16 protein-coding genes are annotated in these 19,719 nt (G+C 62.6%); 6 read left to right on the top strand and 10 right to left on the bottom strand.

Features of this window, described 5'->3' with window-relative positions:
• A partial coding sequence (locus tag G3N61_RS24600) for a LysR family transcriptional regulator (RefSeq protein WP_205823805.1) occupies nucleotides 1–473 on the bottom strand: 473 nt, incomplete at its 3' end.
• A 584-nt stretch (nucleotides 474–1,057) separates the two neighbouring features.
• Here G3N61_RS24600 and G3N61_RS24595 point away from each other — a divergent pair.
• The gene (locus tag G3N61_RS24595; RefSeq protein ID WP_205823804.1) at nucleotides 1,058–2,026 is read left to right on the top strand and encodes an AraC family transcriptional regulator; all 969 of its coding nucleotides are present in this window, start codon (nucleotides 1,058–1,060) and stop codon (nucleotides 2,024–2,026) included.
• A 261-nt stretch (nucleotides 2,027–2,287) separates the two neighbouring features.
• Here the strand turns inward: G3N61_RS24595 and G3N61_RS24590 are convergent, their stop codons facing one another.
• The 3 genes from G3N61_RS24590 to G3N61_RS24580 all read right to left on the bottom strand — a co-directional run bounded on the left by G3N61_RS24590 (nucleotide 2,288) and on the right by G3N61_RS24580 (nucleotide 6,065).
• Nucleotides 2,288–3,259: an aliphatic sulfonate ABC transporter substrate-binding protein gene (locus G3N61_RS24590; RefSeq protein ID WP_205823803.1), complete on the bottom strand. Its 972-nt coding sequence runs from the start codon at nucleotides 3,257–3,259 to the stop codon at nucleotides 2,288–2,290.
• Nucleotides 3,260–3,525: 266 nt separating this feature from the next.
• Nucleotides 3,526–4,467, bottom strand: a complete 942-nt coding sequence (locus G3N61_RS24585) for a LysR family transcriptional regulator (protein WP_089454637.1) — start codon at nucleotides 4,465–4,467, stop codon at nucleotides 3,526–3,528.
• Between the two features lie 299 nt (nucleotides 4,468–4,766).
• Nucleotides 4,767–6,065 (bottom strand): adenylosuccinate synthase, encoded by a 1,299-nt coding sequence (locus G3N61_RS24580; protein ID WP_205823802.1) that lies wholly within the window; start codon nucleotides 6,063–6,065, stop codon nucleotides 4,767–4,769.
• Between the two features lie 140 nt (nucleotides 6,066–6,205).
• On the opposite strand from G3N61_RS24580, the gene gcvA reads away from it, so the two are divergent.
• Nucleotides 6,206–7,111 carry a transcriptional regulator GcvA gene (gene gcvA / locus G3N61_RS24575; protein WP_205823801.1) on the top strand — a complete coding sequence of 302 codons (906 nt, stop codon included), beginning with the start codon at nucleotides 6,206–6,208 and terminating at the stop codon, nucleotides 7,109–7,111.
• Between the two features lie 178 nt (nucleotides 7,112–7,289).
• Here the strand turns inward: gcvA and G3N61_RS24570 are convergent, their stop codons facing one another.
• The gene (locus tag G3N61_RS24570) at nucleotides 7,290–7,598 is read right to left on the bottom strand and encodes a hypothetical protein (RefSeq protein ID WP_043185391.1); all 309 of its coding nucleotides are present in this window, start codon (nucleotides 7,596–7,598) and stop codon (nucleotides 7,290–7,292) included.
• A gap of 2,573 nt (nucleotides 7,599–10,171) precedes the next feature.
• Between G3N61_RS24570 and G3N61_RS24565 the strand changes: the two genes are divergently transcribed.
• Nucleotides 10,172–11,488, top strand: coding sequence for a replication initiation protein (locus G3N61_RS24565; protein ID WP_043185389.1), 1,317 nt, complete (start codon nucleotides 10,172–10,174; stop codon nucleotides 11,486–11,488).
• Nucleotides 11,489–11,582: 94 nt separating this feature from the next.
• Here G3N61_RS24565 and G3N61_RS24560 read toward each other — a convergent pair whose 3' ends face one another.
• The 4 genes from G3N61_RS24560 to G3N61_RS24545 all read right to left on the bottom strand — a co-directional run bounded on the left by G3N61_RS24560 (nucleotide 11,583) and on the right by G3N61_RS24545 (nucleotide 17,362).
• Nucleotides 11,583–12,614, bottom strand: a complete 1,032-nt coding sequence (locus G3N61_RS24560; protein ID WP_205823800.1) for a ParB/RepB/Spo0J family partition protein — start codon at nucleotides 12,612–12,614, stop codon at nucleotides 11,583–11,585.
• The gene (locus G3N61_RS24555) at nucleotides 12,607–13,302 is read right to left on the bottom strand and encodes a ParA family protein (protein WP_011350423.1); all 696 of its coding nucleotides are present in this window, start codon (nucleotides 13,300–13,302) and stop codon (nucleotides 12,607–12,609) included. The genes G3N61_RS24560 and G3N61_RS24555 overlap by 8 nt, the downstream gene beginning before the upstream one ends.
• Nucleotides 13,303–15,120: 1,818 nt before the next feature.
• On the bottom strand, nucleotides 15,121–16,113 hold the full coding sequence (locus G3N61_RS24550; RefSeq protein WP_205823799.1) for an AraC family transcriptional regulator: 993 nt from the start codon (nucleotides 16,111–16,113) through the stop codon (nucleotides 15,121–15,123).
• A gap of 124 nt (nucleotides 16,114–16,237) precedes the next feature.
• Nucleotides 16,238–17,362, bottom strand: coding sequence for an MBL fold metallo-hydrolase (locus G3N61_RS24545; RefSeq protein ID WP_205823798.1), 1,125 nt, complete (start codon nucleotides 17,360–17,362; stop codon nucleotides 16,238–16,240).
• A gap of 83 nt (nucleotides 17,363–17,445) precedes the next feature.
• Here G3N61_RS24545 and G3N61_RS24540 point away from each other — a divergent pair, with 83 nt between their 5' ends.
• The 3 genes from G3N61_RS24540 to G3N61_RS24530 are packed head-to-tail and all read left to right on the top strand — an operon-like array spanning nucleotide 17,446 to nucleotide 18,785.
• Nucleotides 17,446–18,099, top strand: a complete 654-nt coding sequence (locus G3N61_RS24540; RefSeq protein ID WP_089454631.1) for a TetR/AcrR family transcriptional regulator — start codon at nucleotides 17,446–17,448, stop codon at nucleotides 18,097–18,099.
• A 2-nt stretch (nucleotides 18,100–18,101) separates the two neighbouring features.
• Nucleotides 18,102–18,287 (top strand): hypothetical protein, encoded by a 186-nt coding sequence (locus tag G3N61_RS24535; RefSeq protein WP_205823797.1) that lies wholly within the window; start codon nucleotides 18,102–18,104, stop codon nucleotides 18,285–18,287.
• A 6-nt stretch (nucleotides 18,288–18,293) separates the two neighbouring features.
• Nucleotides 18,294–18,785, top strand: coding sequence for an NAD(P)H-dependent oxidoreductase (locus G3N61_RS24530; protein ID WP_085042978.1), 492 nt, complete (start codon nucleotides 18,294–18,296; stop codon nucleotides 18,783–18,785).
• A gap of 130 nt (nucleotides 18,786–18,915) precedes the next feature.
• Here the strand turns inward: G3N61_RS24530 and G3N61_RS24525 are convergent, their stop codons facing one another.
• A complete protein-coding gene (locus G3N61_RS24525; protein ID WP_205823796.1) occupies nucleotides 18,916–19,500 on the bottom strand; it encodes a DUF2889 domain-containing protein in 585 nt (194 codons plus the stop codon).
• Between the last annotated feature and the right edge of the window lie 219 nt (nucleotides 19,501–19,719).

Raw genomic sequence — 19,719 nt, 5'->3', positions numbered from 1 at the left:
GTGTGCAGCGCGTGTGCCCCGGACACCGGCATGCCGTCGGTCAGGAACGCGACATCGATGGCTTCGGACGTCAGATCGACATGGGTATCGGTCAGCGTCACGGTCGGCCGCACGTCCGGAAACCGGTGCACGAATCGATCGAGCAACGCGCTCAACTGGCTGAGCCCGAACGCGACCGGCGCGGCAATGCGTAGCGCACCTTCCGGCTTGCTGCCCATCGCGACGAAACGACCGTCGATGTCGTCGATCGCACCGAGAATCCGCTCGACACGCGCGAGATACAGTTCACCGATTTCCGTCAGCGACTGGTGGCAGGTGCTGCGTTGAAGCAGGCGTGCGCCAAGGCGCGTCTCGAGCGCATCGACCAGCCGGCTCGCCATCGCCGTCGACACGCGCAGCCGAGTTGCCGCCCGGCGAAATCCGCCTTCCCTTGCCACCGTCACGAATGCCCGAATCGATTGAAGTTGGTCCATTTGTCCGGATTCCCCTGCGCGGTCGACTGCCTTGACGCGCTCACCCGCCGCCGCGTCGCGACCGACATGCAGCGGCGCGGCCAATGCAGCGGCACCGACGCCGGCTACGCCCGGTCGGTCGCCACGCCCGCGCCAGACGCGCACCGGCATGCAACGGACGCAAGCCGGCCTCGGCCAGGCCGATGCACGAACAGACGAATAGCAGTCCTGAGTCTTTTCCAGCGATTCGCAACGGCAACGCCGGCGGATGCCGCCGGCCATGCGACGGTCATACCTGCATCGCCCGTGCGCACTGGAACACGTTTCTTTCAGCAGGTGCAATGGTATGAAAACCGCCGGAAAATCGCTTGCCCGATCCTACGATTGTTTTGCCTTAATTTCCGAATTTGTGCGCCGCACACCGTGCAACGACGGGCAATGCGGTCGCCGGCCCTGCAGATCCGGATGATCGGGCTAAATTCCGACAGGTTTAGGCAATCACGTGCACGCGACTCGCCGTACGATGTGACCGCCGTGCCGGCACACCCACCGGGAATCGCCGCCGCGTACCTTGCACGGACCACTCCGCCATCCGCTCACCCAATATGGAAATCGACGCCCGAACGCCGCCGCTACAGCGCATCACGCCCACTCACGCTCCCCAGTCGCCCACGGGCCGGCTCGCTGCGCTGATCGCCGCCTACGCGCCGCACGACGGCACGTTCGAACTCCCGGTACGTGGCATGCGCATCGCGCGCGCAGCCGCATCGCCGCCGCACTGGAACCATGGCGTGCACCACGCGTGCCTGAGCATCGTCGGGCAAGGCGCGAAATCGATACGGGTCGGCGACGACTCCTACGTGATCGACGCATCGCGAATGCTGGTGGCGACGGCCGACGTACCCGTCACCGGCCGCGTGACGTGCGCGAGCCCGGCCGAGCCGTTCCTCTATGCACAACTGGAACTCGACCCGGCCCGCATCGCGGCACTCACACCGCGCGTGTTTCCGCGCGGGCTGCCGAAGGCCGTCGACTACGGCGCACTCGACACGCACGATGCACCGCCTGAAATCGTCGATGCCGTCGTGCGGCTGATGCAACTGATCGCGCAACCCGACGACCTCGACCTGCTCGCGCCGCTGATCGTCGACGAAATCCTCATTCGGCTGCTGCGCGGCCCGTCGGGTGCGCGTGTCGCGCAGGTCGGCCTGGCCGATTCGACGACACAGCGCATCTCGCGCGCCGTCGCGTGGATTCGCGACCACTACCTCGATCCGATGACGGTCGAATCGCTCGCGCGACAGGTGGACATGAGCCCGTCGACGTTCCATCACCACTTCCGCGCGGTCACGTCGATGAGCCCGTTGCAATGCCAGAAGGTGTTGCGGCTGCAGGAGGCGCGTCGCCTGATGTGCCTGTCGGCGATGGACGCGCGGCAGGCGTGCCGCAGCGTCGGCTATGTGAGCGCGTCGCAGTTCAGCCGCGAATACGCACGCCTGTTCGGCGATGCGCCGGGCCGCGATGTCCTGAAGCTGCGCGACGAAGCGGTGCCGCTATCCCGCGTCGCGCCATAGGCCGGCACCTCACGCGCGCGGCGCGTGCCGCGCTTCATTCCGTGGGCCTTCGCATGCTCGGCCTGCACGGCTTCATCGAGGCAGCGGACGAAGTATTCGGCCGGCGACATGAGCACGGTGCTGTCGCGGAACAGCAGATAGACATCGCGCGCGGGCCACTGCCCAACGAGATCGAGCGGCGGCCGGCCGTACGTATATCCGATTCCGGACGACGTCACGCTGCCGTTCCGCCGTTGAGCTGTTGACCGGCCGACTGCACCGTCACGCGAGCGCGGGCGGCGCAGCCTGGCTGACGTCGACGCGTTTCGGCAAGACGCCGACCTGATAGAACACGTCGGCGATGCGCTGCTGATACGCGAGCGTGTCGCGCGTGACGGGTTCGACACCGAAGCGCGCGCGGCGAAATGCGAGCGCCACCGCCGGCTCCGGAATCCCCCAAAGCTTCGAGAACTCGGCCGCGCCCTGCGCGCGGTTCGCATCGAGCCATCGCTGAACCGCCGTCAGTTCCGACACCGCTGCGTCCAGCACGTCGGCATTGCGCTGCGCATACGTGCGCGACGCAAAGTAGTAGCCGCGATTCTCGACGAGTCCGGTGCCGTCCGCGACGATGCACGCACCGAACGCCTGCTGGACCACCGCGAGAAACGGATCCCAGATGATCCATGCGTCGACCGAACGGTTCTCGAACGCGGCCCGCGCATCGGACGGCGACAGCCAGACCGGCGTGATATCCGCATAGTTGAGCTTCGCGGCCTGCAGCAGCCGGACCAGCAGGAAGTGCGTGTTCGAGCCCTTCACCAGCGCGATGCGCTTGCCGCGCAGGTCCGCAAAAGTCTTGACCGGCGAATCCTTCGCGACCACCACCGCCTCGGCCGCGGGGCCGGCCGGCGTCTGCGCGTAATAGACGAGCGGCGCACCAGCCGCGAGCGCGAAGATCGGCGGCGCCTCGCCGACATCGCCGAAGTCGATCGATCCCGCGTTCAGCGCCTCGAGTTGCGGCGGCCCCGACGGAAACTCGGTCCACGTGACGGTCACGCCGAGTGTCGCGAGCTTGCTCTGCAACGTGCCGCGCGCCTTGAGCAGACTGAGCGGCCCTTTCTGATAGCCGATGCGCAACGTCCGCGCGCCGGCCGTGCTCGCCAGCGCGAAGCCCGGATGCACGGCGGCGCCCGCCGCGATCGCCAGGCCGGCATGCAAGAGCCGGCGGCGGGTTGTGGAGTGTTGGTCTGCCATGTCGTATCGGGTTCGATGAAGAGGATGCTGCTTTGCGCACGCATGCGATGAAGCTGGTCGAACCGATTCTAGAAGGTTGGCGCCACGTATCGAACCAACGATGTTCGATATGAAAAGCAAGTACTTTCATAAGGGCACTCCGGGTGCCCGAACGTCATTGAGCGGGTCGGTCGTGAGGGTGCAGTCGACATCCGCGACAAATACAGGACTACGTATTATTTAAACGATTGGGGTGCAGCCTCGGGTCATACGCCGAAGGTTCGACTTCAGGACTTGCAGGAAGCGGTCAGCGCTGCCTCATCGGCAGCCAGCAACTCGGGCACGCATTCACGCAGGAAATCGACGAACGTGCGGATCTTCGCGTCGAGATACTGACGCGACGCGTACAGCGTATAGACCGTCAGCTTCTGCAGCCGGTAGTCGGGCAGCACGCGCACCAGCGCGCCGCTCGCGAGCGCGGGCAGCGCGGCCGACATCGGCAGCGAACCGATCCCGAGTCCGGCACGCAGTGCGGCGCCGAGCGCATCGGCGATGTTCACCTGGAAATCCGGCAATGGCAGTTCGAACGTTTCGCGTCCGTTGGGGCCGTCGAGATGCCAACGGTCGCGCGGAAAGAGCGGCGTGACGATCTGCAGGCACGCATGCCCCTCGAGGTCGCTCACCGTGCGCGGCGTGCCGCGCGCCTTCAGGTACGTGGGTGACGCGCACAGCACGCTGCCCACGTCGCCGAGCCGCTGCGACACGAGCCCGGAATCGGGCAACTCGGTCGTGCTCAACTGTAGCGATACGTCGTAACCTTCGTCGATGATGTCGGGCACGTGCTGCGACAGCGTCAGTTCGACCGCCACCGACGGATAGCGCTCACGGTAGCGCACGACCGCGGGCACCACGTAGGACTGGCCGAAACTCGTCGTCGCGTGAACGTGCAGCCGTCCCGACGGCTTCGCCTGTGCGTCGGCCGCCTCGGCTTCCGCTTCGTCGATATAGCCGAGGATACGCTGGCAGCGGTCGAGATAACGCTGCCCGGCGTCGGTCAGCGCGATGCGGCGCGTGCTGCGGTTGAGCAGACGCGTGCGCAGATGCGTTTCGAGCTGCGCGACCGACCGCGATGCGTAGGCCGTCGTGATGTCCAGGCGCTGGGCCGCGCTCGTGAAGCTGCCCTCCTCCGCGACCCGGACGAAAATGCGCATCATCTGTAACGTGTCCATCGACCTGTCCCCGGGATTGAGATCACGTCGCGCCACCGTGCGGCCATGGTGCCGGCGGCTCCGGCGCAAGCCGGTCTGGCGCGAATTGTGCGGAACAGTACAGCAGCAGTGCGGGCGTGTCCAGTTCGCCGTACGCGACGTGATCCGGACGCCGAACCGTGTCGCCGCGCCGCCGTGAGCGACGCGTACGGGCCGGGCCCCGAAGCGACCGGACGCCCCCGCACGCGAACGGCATCGGATCGACAATAACGACCCGGCGACCACGGTGCCGCGTCGCGTTTCACGTCACCTATCGCGCATTACGCCGCGGCTGCCGCATCGAACGGATTGCGCAGCACGATCGTGTCGTCGCGCTCCGCGCCGGTCGTGATCATCGAAACCGATGCGCCTGCGACCGCTTCGATGCGCGCAATGAAATCCTGCGCGGCGCGCGGCAGCGCCGCACGTTCGCGGATCCCCTTCACAGTGCCGCGCCAGCCGTCGAACCGCTCGTACACGGGCTTCGCGCGCGACTGCGCATCGAGACTCGCCGGCAGATGATCGACCCGCACGCCATCGAGTTCGTAGCCGACGCACAGCTCGATCGACTCGAAACCGTCGAGCACGTCGAGCTTGGTGAGCGCCAGCGAATCGATGCCCGAGATCCTGACGGCCTGGCGCAACTGCGCCGCATCGAGCCATCCGCAGCGGCGCGGCCGGCCGGTATTCACGCCGAATTCCTGCCCGCGTGCGCGCAGCGTTTCGCCGGTGGCGTCGGACAGCTCGGTGAGGAACGGACCGCCGCCGACCCGCGTCGCATACGCCTTGGTGACGCCCAGCACGTGACCGAGCTTCGACGCGCCGAGCCCCGTACCGGCCGCCGCCGCCGAGGCAACGGTGCCGGACGATGTCACGAACGGGTAGGTGCCCCAGTCGATGTCCAGCATCACGGCTTGAGACCCTTCGAACAGGATGCGCTCGCCGCGGTCGGTCGCGTCGTTGAGATCGGCCCACACGGGGCGCACGAACGGCAGGATCCGCGGCGCGAGGTCAACTAGCGTCGCCAGCATCGCGTCGCGGGAGTACTCATCGAGCCCCAGGCCGCGGAACCACGCGTTGTGATGGTCGACCAGCACATCCAGTTTGGCGGCGAGCTGGCCCGGTTCCGCGAGATCGCCGACGCGCAGCCCGCGACGCCCGACCTTGTCCTCGTAGGCCGGCCCGATCCCGCGCAGCGTGGTGCCGATGGGCTCGCGGCGCAGACGCTCCTGGGCCTGGTCGATCGCGCGATGGATCGGCAGCACCAGCGTCGCGTTCTCGGCGATCGACAGGTTGTCCGGCGTCACCGACAACCCGAGCTCGGCCATCCGCCCGATTTCCGCGAGCAACGCCTCCGGATCCAGCGCCACGCCATTGCCGATCACGCCGCGCTTGCCGCGCACGACGCCGCTCGGCAGCAGCGCGAGCTTGTACGTCTTGCCGCCGACGACCAGCGTATGACCCGCGTTGTGGCCGCCGTTGTAGCGTGCAACGAGATCGGCCTGTGCCGCCAGCCAGTCCACGACGCGCCCCTTACCTTCGTCGCCCCATTGGGCGCCCACGACCACCACGTTCGGCATGCTCCGCACTCCATGTGAGAAATTCAGACAATCGTTCGGCCGAGCCGGCCGTTTGTGTGCCATATTGGCGGAGCTTGAACGCCCGATCAAACGATTAAACCTGAACTATCGCGTGAGTAAATTTCACGCGAAATGATGCAATGGCCCGACGACTCCCTCCGTTGAACTCGCTGCGTGCGTTCGAAGCCGCCGCGCGGCTCGGCAGCTTCACGCTGGCCGCCGACGAACTGTGCGTGACCCACGGTGCGATCAGCCGGCATGTGCAGCAACTGGAAGCGTGGCTTGGGCGGCCGCTGTTCGAACGCCATAACCGGCGGGTCGAACTGACCGACACCGGCCGCGCGTATCTCGCCGAGGTCGGTGCGTCGCTCGACCGGATCGCGCTCGCCACCGCGCAGCATTTCGGCCATGCGCAGCAGCGCGTGCTGCGCGTGAGCGCACCTGCGACGTTTTCGTTGCGCTGGCTGGTACCGAAGCTGTCGTCATTCCAGGTTGCCCATCCAGCCATCGAGGTGCGGCTGTCGACGTCGAACGAGCCGATCGAAAAGCTGCGCGACAAGGTCGACCTGATCGTTCGCGGCGGCCCGCAGGCCATCGACGGTTACGTTGCCGAGGAATTCCTGTCCGAAGTCCGGCTGCCGGTGTGTGCGCCGAAGCTGCTGGAGGGGCGGCCGTTGCATACGCCCGCCGATCTCGCCGGCTTCACGCTGCTGCACGCGGCGACCTATCCCGGCATGTGGCCCGAATGGCTCGCGGCAGCCGGACATCCGAATCTCGTGCCGCGACACTCGCTCACGCTCGAGCATTTCTACCTGACGCTGCAAGGCGCGCTCGACGGGCTCGGCGTCGCGATGGGGCCGATCGCCCTCGTCGCAGACGACATCGCCGAAGGTCGGCTCGTGCAGCCGTTCAGCGAACCGGCGCTGCCGCCGTGGCGCTACTTCACGTACGTGGCCTCCGCACGCGCGAACGACGATGCGGTGCGGGCGTTCAAGGACTGGTTGAAGGTGACGGGCAACGCGTCTGCGCCGGGCGGGCGGTACTGACTGCGGCGATGTGCCGGTCGTGCGCGTCGAGACGTACAGGAATGCGAATCAAATAACGCAAGCGTGTGGAACGCGTTTGCTCTTGTCGAGACCAGGAAGGTTGGTTTCGATGTGCGCCGCGGGGACGCGACGCATACGGCAAGCCGCGGATCGAACCGCGGCTTGCCCCGGACGACGCTTACTGACCAGCGCCGGCGGCTTTCTTCTCCGCGTTCTGCAGGTTCTGCGGATAGTTCGGATCATTGGCCGCCGGCTTGTAACCGGCATCTTCGAGTTTCTTCAGCTCGGCGCTGTTCTTTGCACGTGCAGCCTTGCGCTCTGCCTTGTGTTGCGCCCTGGCCGCCTTGCGTGCCTGGCTCTTCGCCGCCTTGGCGTCCTGTGCGGTAGGCGCGCTGGCGTCGGTCTGTGCAAACGCGGGAACTGCCGAGCCGAACAGGAACGCGGCTGCGGTAGCAGCCAGCGTGAGTTTTCTGATCTGGATTCGCATCGCTGAACTCTCTTTTCTGGTTTATCACGGATTGAAAGACCATCGAGATACCGCCCCTGCCCCGATTGGTCGTCATGCCGTAATCGGGACCTGTGCATCATAACCGCGTCGCGAAAAATGTGGCGTCAACGTGGCAGCGGAATTGGGATACACGTATGGGAGAAGATGTGAATGCCGCTCGACCGTCACAGGGGGACTGCAGGAACTGTGTATCGCGCTGGTGCGGTAACTGAAAACGGTCGATGTAGCCGCGCTTCTGTGACCCGGATCGGTCATTTACGCACAGTGCGGTGCGATGCGAGGGTCCAATGACCGTTACATCGGGGGTGTTGCCGGCGGGCTTGCACTCGACCTGCCCGTCATCCGACCAATCCCGATCACAGCAGCAGTCGACCGGTGCATCACGTTGCCGGTCGCCGCGGTTCAAGCGACGGTTCCTCCCATAAACGACCACGAATCGGTTCTACGGTGATCAAGGCACGCGCAATGCGCATTGCCACAGCGCGCGACGTTCGACCCGGCAACCAATCGATGAACTGTGATGCGCAGGGTTACCTGAGCCGGTAAAACGCATCGCCGTGTGGTGTGGTCCGGTGGTCTGTCTGACAAAAGGCGTGGACGCGTCGCGTGCGGTGAAGACATCCGCCGGAATCATTTCACGACTCCGCAGACGGTACCGCACCGATGTCGGGATGCTCGTCGAGCGACGTGGCACGTAGCGTCGAGGTTGCGGGAACGTCTGTGATCCATCCGATTCTGCTCAGCAATGCCTCGCAGAACACGCACGAACCACAGGTTTTTGATTCCTCGGCTTTGACTGGCCGGCATCCCGACGGGTGCGTTGCCCGCACAGCGGGCCGATTCCTGTGGCCTCGTCTCGTCGGTGAGCTTTTACGGGATTCGGAAGTGTTCGACGGTGAGCATGTTCGGGATCGTCGCTCGAATTCGAGTGCGGTGAGCTTCGTGGTCACCCCCATCTTCACTTTGGTTCGCGTTGTGCATCAGGTCGCTTCAGGAGCCGGCCGCATGCATCGGAGGCGCCGACCACCCAGTTCATCGGCGGAAGCCGTTCCTGGATCTCTCCTTGCGCCCAGAGGGCACAGCATTCATCTTCGGTTGGCGACTTCAAAGGTAGAAAGTTGGGAGACTTTGGGGCGCTGAAGCACGCGCGTCGATTTCCTCTGTGCACAGCTCACAGGCTAAATTTGACGAGAGACCCAGGTAGGCAATCGAAAAAACTTGTCTGCCGACAGCCACGCACGAGTGCAAAAAAACCCTCCGCCCGCCATCCCGGATGATTTCAAGCTGCTGTGAACGAGACCGAAGAGATCAGCGTTTCCTGTCACTGATTGGCTTGGCTGGCCGACAAGGGGAGCTCGTAAGGTCGCGGAGCCGGTTTTTTTGATCCCATAAATGGGAACCTGTGTCTGTAAACAGAGGTTTTTCTCCCATAGGTTTCTACGTTTCCGGTGATGTGAGTGTGTACTCACCTCTTCTGGGAGCCCTGTCGGGCCTGAAACCACTGTGGATCGAGGAGCCAAGCCATGGTTTCCCAGGGCTGAATCGAAGCATCGCGGTGCTTTCTACACCATAGACGGCTACCCATTGGTAGCGGTTTATGGGGCTCGTCTTTTTGTGGAGGCGCACGTGTGTTTACATCTTTTGTAAACCACGTTTACTTCTTTAACTACTTTTAGACGGCTCACAGCCTTATCTGACAAGGGTTTGAAGGGTGTTCGGTACCCATTTATGGGAGCACAGGTGGAAGGGTCTGGGGTTTAAGGTCTGTGGATTTGGGGTTTGGGGTACCGCGTTGTGGGGAATCGGGGTTGTGGATATGGGGTAAGCGTACCCGGTTATGGGAAATTGGCCTGGAAACGTGTTGGGTAGTCGTCTATGGGAATCCCTGCGGGTAGCCTTTTATGGGGGCCTTTTTTCGATCCGTGAATGGCCGGGTGCACAGCGTTTTTCTTGTGGTAGTCGGCTATGGGGAACCTCTAAGGTACCCGGTTATGGGTGGTATTTGTGGCGGCTCGATTGCATTTCACCAAGATTCCTGGCGGCGGGTTCCCATGGACAGGATCGATGGCACGGACAGGTAACCATTTATGGGGAAAACAACTGGTTGCCGTTTATGGGAGCGATATCAGCCTTCAGGGCCAAAATCCGCGCTGCCAACGCAGCTGACGCGGATCGATAGGTACCCTCCTGTGGGAATCGATCAAGGTAGCAAGTTATGGGAAGAAAACACGACTGTGCTGCAGAGCACCACGATTTCGCCCAACGATCTCGATTCCGCGCATTTGCTTCCCATGGATGGTTACCTTCCCGAGGGCAAATCTCGTGCCGGGTTTCCGTGTCCGGGTATCTAAGGTAGCGGCTTGTGGGAGGCATTTTTTGTCGAAAGGTAGATGGATATGGGGCTCCGCACAGATTGTCTGATTGTGAATTTTCCTTTTGAATCTGTAGGTTAGCTACGATAGTGCAAGTAAAGCAGGAACAGGGGCGTTGCTCCTCGGCGCGAAAAGGTATAAAGTCCGCTCTCAACAAGGTCACCTTATCCGGACATTACGATGCCGCGCAAGCCCGCAAGCAAAGGCTCAGACAAACAGGTTTCGCTGTTTCAGACACCCGAGCCTCCCGACTTGCTGCGCAAGGCGGTCCAGGCGATTCATATCGCGCCCAAGTCCGGAAAGATCGGTCTGCAGCAACGCAAGATGTTCAGCTCGCTGATCAAGAACGCGCTTCGGCAGGAGGCGTTCGAGCCGGGCCGGACGAGCTTCTCGATCTCGATCGCGTCGCTTTCGCACGAAAGCGGGTTGAACAGCAACAACACGAAGTACGTGAAGGACACGGTCAACTCGCTGATCAGTACCGTCGTCAACTGGGACTACCTGGCCGCGGATCGCTCGACGGTCTGGAAAGCGTCGGGCCTGCTCGCGGGCGCGGAGCTCGAGCAATCGGTGCTGAAGTACAGCTTCTCCGACCAGATTCGCAGCGAGTTGCTCAACCCCGAGATCTACGCACTGATCGATATGCGGATCGCCCGCGAGTTCCGGCGGTCGCACTCGCTCGCGTTATGGGAAAACACCGTGCGCTACGAGGGGATCGGCATCACCGCGAAGATTCCGCTGCCGAAATTTCGTGACCTCATTCTCGGTCAGGACAAGGCGTCGCAGTCGTACAAGGAATACAAGCTGTTCAAGAGCAAGGTCCTGGTGCCGTGCATTCAGGAGGTGAACGAAGTATCGGATCACACGCTCGAGCTGATCGAACACAAGTCCGGCCGGAGCGTGGAAGCCGTCCAGTTCAAGGTGACGCGCAAGCAGAGCGCCGATACGGTGGAGGACGGCGACGTCAAGAACGAAGCGCTGGTCGAGGAGGTCGCCAAGTTCGGCATTCCGCGTTCGGAAGCGCGGCGGCTGATCACGCAGTACGGTGTGCAGCGCATCAAGGCGGCGATTGCCTATACGCTCAATCGGACTACGAAGAAGAATGCGGCGCCGGTCGACAATGTCGCCGCGTATTTCCGCAAGGCGCTGACGCACGGCTACACGCTGGCCGACGGGCAGGGAACGGAGGCGGCCGCACCGGCGAAGGAGTCCGCGCAGAGCAAGCAGGAGCAGATTCGCGACAAATATCTGGCGGCGAAGGTCGAGGAAGCCGGCGCGTATTTCCGCGAACTGGAGATCGACGATCAGACCAAGCTGATCGATCGTTACAACGAGACGGTGGCGGGCTCGAAGGACCTGACGCTGTCGCCGAAGAAGAAGGCGAGCAAGCTCGCGCAGACCAGCTTCTTCCGATGGCTGGCGCTGGATACGTGGGGCGAACCGACCTCGGACGACTTGCTGGAATTCCTGCTGAAAAGCAGTCTCGCAGGCAACTGAACGAGGCCTCGCAGCCGGGTGCGTATCGCGCGCCGGACGTCGTCGTCCGGCTTCGCGATGCGACGCGGATGCGAGGCCTTCTGCTTTTGGCGCGTTACTGTTGCGTGGCCGCTGCCAGTTCGGCAACGTACGCATCGATGACGGTCTTGAGCTTGTCGGCGAGCGCCTCCTGGTGCGATGCGTCGACGCCCTTGAGCTGCAGATCCAGACGCCCGTCCGGATAGGTCTTCAACTGGCCGATCGCGCGCGATTCGAGCGCGAAGTCGTGACGAACGCTGTAACGCGTGCGTCCTGCTTTCTTGCTGCCGTCGCTCTGTGCACGCAGGAAATTCTCGAGATCACGAACCGATTTCTTCCGATCGATCACGGCCGTCAGCAGCCGGTCGGCCGTCGGCTCACCCAGACGTTCGAAGATCAGCTTCAGGAAGTACGCCGCCTGCAGGCCGACCACGTCGTTCGCGCTGGCCATCCGTTCCAGGAGCGTGTTCGGGAGCGCGTTGAGCGACAGCGTCTTGCTGATCGACGCCTTGTCCTTGCCGATCTTTTCCGCCAGCGTGTTCTGGTCGGAAAAGACCTTCTCGTCGAGGAGACGCTTCCACGCAACCGCATCGTCGAAGATCGTCTGGCGTTCGTGGTCGTGGTTCGCGCGATACGCGATCGTATAGAGCTGCTCGGGCGTGTGGTCGGTGCGGAACGTGGCGTTGATGGTTTCATCGCCGTTGATGCTCGTCGCGCGGAGCCGGCGTTGCCCGTCGATCACCACGAGCTTGCCGGGAAACTCCGGGAGCCGCGTCACCTTGATCGGCTCGATCTGCCCTTCCCGTTTCAGCGTCAGGGCGAGCTCGTGCAGGCTCGACTCCGAGTAGAACACGCGCGGGTTGAACGGGTTCGGGATGCAATCCTTGACCAGCACCTTCTGCGGCGCGCCAAGCTCCGGCGTGCCGGCGGGCGTGGCCGCAGCCGGGGCGTTGGCGGGTGCCGTGTCGACGACGGCATTCGGTGCGGCGGCCGGTTCGGGCAGCCGCGTTTCGAGCGCCGCATTTTCCTGCGCGAGTCCGCGCAGCAGGCCGGCTGCGAGATGCAGGTTGCCGGTCGGCTTCTTGTCTTTCGAGGTGTCCTTAGCCATGGGCGGCTCCGGTAGCGCGCGTCGACGCGATGTATTGGGCCATTTCCGTGACCAGCTTTTCGATTTCCGCTCGGGCTTCTTTCAGGCCCTTCAGGTACCGATTGTGATGATGGATCGTGGTGCCGAGCGCAAACGTCTGACGGTAGACCTCGCGTTGCGCGATCTGGCTGTCGAGCAGATGCTCCCCTATTTCTTCTGCCCTTAGAATCTTTAAAATTTCTTCACGCATTTTAGTTTTTCCATTAACACTATTCAGCATTAATGCGGAAGAAAGATTTGGGTTACGAACGGAGCGCATCGATTCGATCATGCGGATCATCGCGACGGTGCTGTAGAGATCGGCCGGCGACGGCGACAGCGGCACGAGGCAGAAATCGGCGACTTCGAGCACGGATGCAATTCGCGGATCTTCGAGGTTGCCGGGACAGTCGACGACGATCACGTCGAAGTTCGCGTCCTGCTTCTTGATCTCACCGCCGATGCCGCGACCGGCAGGGGCCAGCGAAAGAACCGTCATCGGCAGCGTGTTCTCGCCGCTCGTCACCCACCGGACGGACGTGCCTTGAGGGTCGGCATCGATCAGGGCGACCTTGTTGCCGCCGGCCTCGAACGCAGCCGCGATATTGACGGAAATGGTGGTCTTCCCAGTCCCACCTTTTTGATTACTGACGGCGATCTTGAAAGCCATTAAATTCCTCCACGGAGTTTTGCGTAATATATGCAGCTATTACAAAAATGTCCAGAAAAGCCTTCGATGCAATGCATATCTTTGTGATCGATGTGGTTGTCACGTGACAAGTGGGCCGAATGGCTAACGAGGCAGTCGTAGCTGATGCTCGAGTAAAAATAAAATTGACGGCTGCTTTCGAAAAGGACGTACAACGATCGAGAGAAAATTCGACGAACTTAAGCGTCGATGCCAGAGTTAGCGCGTAGAGATTAGTCGCTCGATCTTCCTTTTCTTCCGACGGAACTTGTTGTGATTCCAGTACTTTGGTTGCACGGATGCCGTCGGTAGAGCCGGTTGTCACGTGACAAGTCTCGGGGATTTGATTCTTCTCGACACCATTCGGCACTAGGAAGTCGTTGATTTGATCGCGATTGCGGATATGGCGAGATCATTTCAATGCCCAATATCCGTATTGGGTTTGCCGCGACTGCTTCCAGTGAGGCGAGTTGTCACGTGACAATCGACTCGGAACGGGAGGCGGTGTCAGCACTGAGCCACCTCTTAGAAGGAGCTTTCGGTCGAACTCCATTGGGTGCGAACAGGTAGATCGTTAAAAGATGGATTCGCCACCATTGGTTCGTCGCGCGGTGTAGCTTCCCGGGCGGGTTGGGTTGTGGGTTGTCACGTGACAACTGGGGAGTCGTATTGGCGAAAGTGAGTGTCCAGGTGGTACGTGCACTGCATGTCGGTTGGGACACACCTTTGTCTCAGAGTCTGCTTCATCAAGTGGTTTAGGCCCGCAGCGTTCATCGCTGGCTAGCCACATTCAAGCCCCAACGGAGATGTGCCGGTCGACTTGCTGAACGACACCTCACGATGTGTGCCGCGGATGCTTTGATATGGCCCCATTTATTCGAGGGCTCAAACCTAACTTCGTCGCACCCGGTGGCCGGCAGGGGAGGGTATGGCTTTGTCACGAGTAGCCAGCCTGACGGCCAACGCAGTCAGGCGCTTCTACACAACAGCCGTGTATCCGAGGACCCGATTGGCGACAAATTCCAGCACTAAGAGCCATCAGGCAACTCAAACGGGCCGGATCGTGAAACATTTTCAAGAAATGCGGTGTTCGTGGAAATCCTTGTCCGGCAATGGGTTGTGCCATATTCTTCATGTTGTTTCACGCAAAATTGATGAGATCATCCCTGTAAATAGGGGCGCATGATCATTTCACGTTCCGTGCTCGGAAGTTTGCGTGAAGAGATTAAGAATCGTCTTGTTTGATACGTATTCTGTGGTATTTAAAACAAATTGTGCTCGGCCAGACGTCGGAGGCAAATCGATCTGCCGCAAATCACATAAATGACGGCACGGTTTCGAGTTGCTGGTTAGATGTGCCGCGCCAGTGATCATCGCGAGTTGTCACGTGACAACGCACCCTCCAGTTGCCCCGTTCGTTGGATTGAAGCGTGCCGCAGGAATCTCGGCACCAAGGAACTTGTGGTCGAACGACCGGAGGAAAGTAAGGCGACTCGATCGTTGAAGGGGTGAAACCTTCATCAACTCATGAGGTCGATATGAGCCGGCTTGCATGTGGCCGATTGATGCTCGGAGTTCGGGTACACGTTCGACGTCGCGAGACGCCCACCCACCGCTAGATACTTAATTAGAAATTCCCAGTCCGGCTCCGACCAATCAACCCTGAGTTGGCAAGAAGGGCGCATCCCGCTGCGCTCGTCTGACTCACCCGGATCGACTCTTCACGCGTGAAGCCGATCCACCCAATGTGCGGGTATCACCAAGATCGGCTTTTCATCTCTCCGGTACCGTCCGCGATCGTTAAGTCGCTGCCACCGACAGAACGACGTCCGCCCCGCTCCGCAGGCTATCGATATCTCTCCGCGGCGAATTGCCGAACAACCGGCTGTATTCGCGATTGAACTGGGTCGGGCTCGCATATCCGACCCGGAACGATGCCGACGCTGCGTCGAGCCGCTCGGACAGCATCAACCGACGCGCTTCATTGAGCCGCATCCATTTCTGGTATTGCAGCGGACTCATGCCGGTGAGCTGACGGAAGTGGTGGTGGAAGGTCGAACTGCTCATCTGAACCTGCGCCGCCAGATCGTCGACGCGCAGCGACTCGTCGTAATGGGTTCGCAACCACTGGATCGCCCGTGACACCCGGTTGCCCTGACTGCCGGCGGACGCGATTTGACGGAGACGGCCACCCTGGTCGCTGGTCAGCAGCCGATAGTAGATTTCCCGCTCGACATAAGGTGCGAGAACGGCAATGGCGTTCGGGTCATCCAGCAACGTCAGCAACCGGTTCACCGCGTCGTAGAGCGGTTCGGTCATCTCGCCGACGACGAGGCCGCGGCCTGCGGGTGCTTCCTCTTGATCCGCTGCGACCTGCGCCATCAGTTCGGCCATGACGCGAAAATCAAGCTTGAGCCCGATGCCGAGAAACGGTCTTTCACGACTGGCCTCGATGACCTGCGTCGATCCGGGCAAGTCAAGCGACGTGATCAGAAAGCGGTTGGCGTCGCAGAGATACACATCCCCGCTCTGGATGATCCGCTTCGTGCCTTGAACGACGAGACCGAAGCTCGGCTCGACCATGCAGTCCATCGGTTGCGTTGTCGCTTCCCTTCGATGGAGGCTCAGGTTCGGAATGGCCGTGGTGAGGTGGTCGACGCCTTTTGTCCACCTCGCGACGCGCTCCGCGAGCGTCTGCCGCAGGTCGTTCTCCCGGCTAGGGCTGGTTGAGCGGGGGGCTGCAAGGTTGAGCGCAGCGATGGCGGCGTCTGATTGGCCGGATGCCGGATGCATGACTTCTCTACTCAGGTAATCGGGTCTATAGGCGGGCAGCCGGCGTGCGGGTACGCCGGCAACCCGCCTCCCGGAGTCGCGGCATGACTGCGCGCCCGGGAAAAATGCGCAACGACCGGTGGGCCTACTTCGTCGCTTGCGACGCGCAAAGCGACCAGCGGCGCGATTTCGTGGCAACGGACGTCGCGCGCTCGTCCACTGTGCGCCACCACCGCTCGCCACGGTGCGGCGCATCGAGCGCGAGGCGCTCGCCCATCCTGGGCGTCGACAGCTCGACGCCTCGCACGATCGCCAGCGCCGTGACGCGCTCGAACGGTTCCTGCCAGCGGTGCATCGCGAGATCGAACGTACCGTTGTGGATCGGAACCAGCCGGCGTCCGCGCAGATCGATGTGCGCCTGCACGGTCTCTTCCGGCTGCATGTGCACGTACGGCCATTGCGCATCGTATGCGCCCGTTTCGATCAGCGTGATGTCGAACGGTCCGAGGCGCTCGCCGATCGTCCGGAAACCGTCGAAGTAGCCCGTGTCGCCGCTGAAGAATACGCGCAAGTCGTCGTCGACGATGACCCAGGACGCCCACAGCGTGCTGTTGCCATCGAACAGGCTGCGCCCGGAAAAGTGCTGGGCAGGTGTCGCGGTCAGCGTCAGGCCGGCCACGTCGACACTCTGCCACCAGTCGAGCTGACGGACTTTCTTCGCGTCGATGCCCCATTCGATCAGGCGGTCGCCGACGCCCAGCGTGGTCACGAACACACCAGTGGTTGCCGCGAGCGCGAGCACCGTGTCGCGGTCGAGGTGATCGTAGTGGTCGTGCGACAGGATCACGCCGCGCAGCGGCGGAAGATCTTCAAGCGCAATCGGCGGCGCATGGAAACGCTTGGGGCCGACGCGCCGAAACGGCGACGCGCGCTCGGCAAACACCGGATCGGTCAGCCAGAATTCGCCGCGCAGCTTGAGCAGCAGCGTCGAATGGCCAAGCCGGTACAGGCCGCGATCGGGGGCCGCATCGAGTTCCGCGCGGGTCAGCGAATCGACGGGCAGCACGCCCACGGGGACGGTATTGCGTGGCTTGTTGACCAACATGTTCCAGACGATCCCGAGCGTCTTGCCCAATCCCTCGACCGGACGCGGCGCGACATTGCTGAAGCGCTCGCCATTGTGCTGCGGCGAGCCGCCAGACAGCGCGCGGCCGCGTCGGGCGGCCGCAAAACCCAGAATGCGATGAATCAAAACGAGAGGCGATGCCATGTCGGTTCGTCCGGAGATAAAAGTACACTAAACAGTGTAGTTTATTTTTGGGATAAGTAAACTGCCCGGTGTAAAATTTCTGAATGGATACCAGCACGCCCCCTCAGCGCTTGACCGATCGAAAGCGCGCGGCCATCGTCGACGCGGCCATCGAGGAATTTCTCGCATCGGGTTACGACGCGACCAGCATGGACCGCATTGCCGCGCGTGCGGACGTGTCGAAGCGCACGGTCTACAACCATTTCCCGGGCAAGGAAACGTTGTTCGCCGCGATCCTGCAACAATTGTGGGAGGCGACCCGAACCGGCGGTTCGCCGACCTATCGTGCCGACGTGCCGCTGCGCGAGCAATTGCTTGCGTTGCTGGATCGCAAGATGCGCCTGCTCAGCGACGAGGCATTTCTCGCGCTCGCACGCGTCGCGATCGGTGCGGCCATCCATTCGCCGGAACGTGCGCGCGACATGGTCGAGCGTCTCGGCGAGCGCGAGGAAGACATGACGGTCTGGGTGCGAACGGCCGCGGCGGCCGGACGCCTGGCCGTCACCGATCCGGTGTTTGCCGCGCATCAGTTGCACGGTGTCGTGAAGGTATTCGCGTTCTGGCCGCAGATAACGATGGGCCAGCCGCCGCTTGAAGCGGCCGAGCAACAAAAAGTCGCGGAATCCGCTGCCGACATGTTTCTCGCGTACTACGCGCGACCGGAAGACCGCGACGCATCACGCGGTGAAACGAGCTGATCGTGCATCTGGTCGAACATGCGCGGATCGAAACGGGCGCGATGCGCATGATCGATGCGCGCCAGGCACCGGCGAGCCGGCAAACCGGCAGATCCGCGGAAGCGAACGCGGAACCGCCGCATATGCAGGCGGGCCATCCAGCGGAAACCGGCGATGCCGCCGGCGCACCTGAAACCGAACGCGGGTGACGACGCATGAAGACGCTGTTGATCGTCTATCACACGATGACCGGAGGCACGCAGCAGATGGCCGAAGCGGCTGCCGGCGCGGCGCGCGAGCAACCTGGCGTCGACGTCAGGCTGCAGCGTGCTGACGCGACGAGCGCCGCCGACGTGCTTGCCGCTGACGCCTACCTGTTCGCAACGCCGGAGAATCTCGCGGCCATGTCCGGATTGATGAAGGATTTCTTCGACCGCTGCTACTACGCGGCGCTCGATCGCGTGAACGGTCGCCCGTATGCGGTGATGATCTGCGCGGGAAGTGACGGACAGAACGCGTTGCGCCAGATCGACCGGATCGCGACCGGATGGCGGTTGAAGAACGTGGCGCCGGGCCTGATCGTCTGTACGCACGCGCAGACGCCGGAGCGCATCCTCGCGGCGAAGACGATCGACGGCGATGACCTCGCGCGTTGCGCCGAACTGGGCGCCGGTCTTGCAGCGGGACTCGCGCTGGGCGTTTTCTGATCACCGGCGCCGTGACCGCGACGGCCGGCCAGAGCGAGGCCGGGGCGAAGCAGCACGTTTGTGCGCACCACCCGTGCATGTTCGTGCGGGTCCGATCCTGCCGGCACCCGATTGGCCGAATGCCGGGCCCTTAGCTGCCTTTTGCCATCGCCGAAGGCCGATGGTATTCGGGCCAAAGACGTTTCACGAGATCGCGCGATGCGCCATAGGCATGGCAGCTGTCGATCTTGAGCGGTTTTCCCTCGCTGTCGCGCGCCTCGAGCGATGACTTCCGCATGCCGACCATCGTCTGGTAGGCCGTGGTGGCGATCGGGCCGAGCAGTTCCTTCAGGTGCGTGCACGTATCGCAGGACGGCAGGCGCTTGCGAACCTCGCTGTTCCAGCCGGCACCGATGCTCAGTCCGACGAGTGCCTGCAGCGAGTCGCCGCCGCCCGGGCACTGCTCATACGGATGCGACCGGAGGAACGTCGATACGGCGCGGACGACCATGTCGGCGTCGAAGACCAGCGTCACGCCGAGGTCGTGGATCGGCGACAGCGCAGCGACCGTCCGCGTGCCGCCAGGTGGCGTGAAATCGAAGGTCTTGCGATCCGCGAGGCAGGCCGTTACTTCGAACTGGCCGTCGCTGCGCCGATAGCCGCGCATGTCGATCTGCCGATGGTGAATTTCCTCACGCGTGATGCCGTCGTGCGGAATGTCGGGTGGGGGAACCATGTATCTGCTCCGTTTCGTACAACCGGTTCTTTTCGCAGGCAGGGATGTCGACGGCTGGCCTGGCCAGGTGCGCAGCGAAACGGCCGAAGCAGGTTGCCGACGACATCGATCCGGCCATACTACGCACTTTTCGGCATCCTCGTACGCCACGGGATCGATGCGGACGCAACGAGTCGTGTACGGGCACCGATGTCATCGAAGGGGGGACCCGCACGTCGC

This window comes from Burkholderia sp. Ac-20349 (assembly GCF_017104865.1).
Classification (GTDB): domain Bacteria; phylum Pseudomonadota; class Gammaproteobacteria; order Burkholderiales; family Burkholderiaceae; genus Burkholderia; species Burkholderia aenigmatica.
This window is presented reverse-complemented; position numbering and strand designations above follow the sequence as displayed.

What these genes read in the sequence shown, in the direction of transcription:
- G3N61_RS24595 (WP_205823804.1), top strand. Translation starts at nt 1,058, where the DNA reads ATGGAAATCGACGCCCGAACGCCGCCGCTACAGCGCATCACGCCCACT.
- G3N61_RS24590 (WP_205823803.1), bottom strand. Translation starts at nt 3,259, where the DNA reads ATGGCAGACCAACACTCCACAACCCGCCGCCGGCTCTTGCATGCCGGC.
- G3N61_RS24585 (WP_089454637.1), bottom strand. Translation starts at nt 4,467, where the DNA reads ATGGACACGTTACAGATGATGCGCATTTTCGTCCGGGTCGCGGAGGAG.
- G3N61_RS24580 (WP_205823802.1), bottom strand. Translation starts at nt 6,065, where the DNA reads ATGCCGAACGTGGTGGTCGTGGGCGCCCAATGGGGCGACGAAGGTAAG.
- gcvA (WP_205823801.1), top strand. Translation starts at nt 6,206, where the DNA reads ATGGCCCGACGACTCCCTCCGTTGAACTCGCTGCGTGCGTTCGAAGCC.
- G3N61_RS24570 (WP_043185391.1), bottom strand. Translation starts at nt 7,598, where the DNA reads ATGCGAATCCAGATCAGAAAACTCACGCTGGCTGCTACCGCAGCCGCG.
- G3N61_RS24565 (WP_043185389.1), top strand. Translation starts at nt 10,172, where the DNA reads ATGCCGCGCAAGCCCGCAAGCAAAGGCTCAGACAAACAGGTTTCGCTG.
- G3N61_RS24560 (WP_205823800.1), bottom strand. Translation starts at nt 12,614, where the DNA reads ATGGCTAAGGACACCTCGAAAGACAAGAAGCCGACCGGCAACCTGCAT.
- G3N61_RS24555 (WP_011350423.1), bottom strand. Translation starts at nt 13,302, where the DNA reads ATGGCTTTCAAGATCGCCGTCAGTAATCAAAAAGGTGGGACTGGGAAG.
- G3N61_RS24550 (WP_205823799.1), bottom strand. Translation starts at nt 16,113, where the DNA reads ATGCATCCGGCATCCGGCCAATCAGACGCCGCCATCGCTGCGCTCAAC.
- G3N61_RS24545 (WP_205823798.1), bottom strand. Translation starts at nt 17,362, where the DNA reads ATGGCATCGCCTCTCGTTTTGATTCATCGCATTCTGGGTTTTGCGGCC.
- G3N61_RS24540 (WP_089454631.1), top strand. Translation starts at nt 17,446, where the DNA reads ATGGATACCAGCACGCCCCCTCAGCGCTTGACCGATCGAAAGCGCGCG.
- G3N61_RS24530 (WP_085042978.1), top strand. Translation starts at nt 18,294, where the DNA reads ATGAAGACGCTGTTGATCGTCTATCACACGATGACCGGAGGCACGCAG.
- G3N61_RS24525 (WP_205823796.1), bottom strand. Translation starts at nt 19,500, where the DNA reads ATGGTTCCCCCACCCGACATTCCGCACGACGGCATCACGCGTGAGGAA.